Genomic DNA, 1,632 nt, shown 5'->3' with positions numbered 1-1,632 from the left:
CCCTCGTCGCCCTCCGCGGCCGCCGTCCAGCGGCCGCGGAGGGCGACGAGGGTGGCCAGGGCGATGAGCAGCAGGAGCAGGGAGACGGAGGTGGCGGCCTCGGGCTGTTCCTGGAGCAGCAGGTAGACGCGGAGGGGGAGGGTCTGGGTCTCGCCCGGCAGGTTGCCGGCGAAGGTGATGGTGGCGCCGAACTCGCCGAGCGCGCGGGCCCAGGTGAGAGCCGCACCGGCGGCCAGCGCGGGGGCGACCATCGGCAGTGTCACGGTGCGGAAGACCCGTAGCGGGCCGGCGCCGAGGGAGGCGGCGGTCTCCTCGTAGCGGGGGCGCAGCCCGGCCAGGGCGCCTTCAAGGCTGACGATGAGGAACGGCATGGAGACGAACGTCGCCGCGACGACCGCGCCGGAGGTGTGGAACGGCAGGGTGAGCCCGAAGGTGTTCTCCAGCCAGGGCCCGAGCAGGCCGCGACGGCCGAAGGCGAGCAGGAGCGCGACGCCGCCGACGGTCGGCGGCAGCACCATCGGCAGCATGACCAGGGACCGTACGAGCGCCTTGCCGGGGAAGTCGGCGCGGGCGAGCAGCCAGGCCAGCGGCACGCCCATGACCAGCGACAGCAGCAGCGACCAGAAGGAGACGACAAGGGACAGCCACAGCGCCTCTGTCGCCTCGGGGCTGGCGAGGTGTCCGGGCAGTTCCCGCCACGAGGTGTGGACGAGGACGCCGACCAGTGGCAGTGCGAGGAACGCGACGGCGAGCAGGGCGGGTACGGCCAGCGTCAGCGGGGTCCGGGTGGGGCGGCCGAGACGCGGGGTCGACAGGCGGGCGCCGGTCATGGCTGCTGGAATCCGGCGTCGGCGAACACCCGGCGCGCGGCGGGTGAGTTGAGCCAGTCGACGAAGTCGGCGGCGGACTCGCGGTTCGGGGCGTCCGTCAGTACGGCGGCGGGGTAGGAGACGTCGATGTTCTGCCGGTCGGGCACGGCGACGGTGTCCACGCGGTCGCTGGACGCGGCGTCGGTCGCGTAGACGATGCCGGCGTCGGCCTCGCCGAGCTCGATCTTGCTGAGCGCGGCCCGCACGCTCGGTTCGTCGGAGACGCTGCCGACCTTCACCTTCTGGCGGTCGAGTACGTCGCGGGCGTAACGCCCGGCGGGCACCTCGGGGGCGGCGAGCACCACCTTCAGGCCGGTGCGGCCGAGGTCGGCGAGTCCGTCGAGGCGTTCCGGGTTGCCCTTGGCGACGGCGATGACCAGCCGGTTGCGGGCGACGACCGTCGGGTCGTCGGTGCGGTCGGCGAGGGTGTCCATGCTGTCGGTGTCGGCGGTGACGAGGACGTCCGCCGGTGCGCCCTGCTTCACCTGCGCGACGAGTTCCTGGGAGCCGGCGAACGAGAAGCGGACGCGGGTGTCGTCGTGTTCCTTCTCGTACGCGGCGCCGGCGGCTCGCAGTACGTCGGTGAGGGAGGCGGCGGCGAGGACGGTGAGGCGGGTGTCGGCGCCGTCGGCCCTGCCGCCGCCCCCGCCGCAGGCGGCCAGCGGCGCGGTGAGGAGGAGGGCGAGCGCGGCGCCGAGCAGGCGGCGGCGCGGGGGGCTGACGTGCGGCACGTGGGTCTCTTCTCGGAGGAGGAGGGGGAGGC

At 74.3% G+C, this 1,632-nt stretch carries 2 protein-coding genes; both read right to left on the bottom strand.

Annotated elements, in window-relative coordinates; all coding sequences use genetic code 11:
• On the bottom strand, nt 1-830 hold an 830-nt coding region (locus tag FNX44_RS26720), incomplete at its 3' end, for an ABC transporter permease (protein WP_143651542.1).
• Nucleotides 827-1,600, bottom strand: a complete 774-nt coding sequence (modA, locus tag FNX44_RS26715) for a molybdate ABC transporter substrate-binding protein (RefSeq protein ID WP_143651541.1) — start codon at nt 1,598-1,600, stop codon at nt 827-829. The genes FNX44_RS26720 and modA, both read right to left, overlap by 4 nt.
• Between the last annotated feature and the right edge of the window lie 32 nt (nt 1,601-1,632).

The sequence above is a fragment of the Streptomyces alkaliterrae genome (assembly GCF_007097205.2).
Taxonomy (GTDB): domain Bacteria; phylum Actinomycetota; class Actinomycetes; order Streptomycetales; family Streptomycetaceae; genus Streptomyces; species Streptomyces alkaliterrae.
This window is presented reverse-complemented; position numbering and strand designations above follow the sequence as displayed.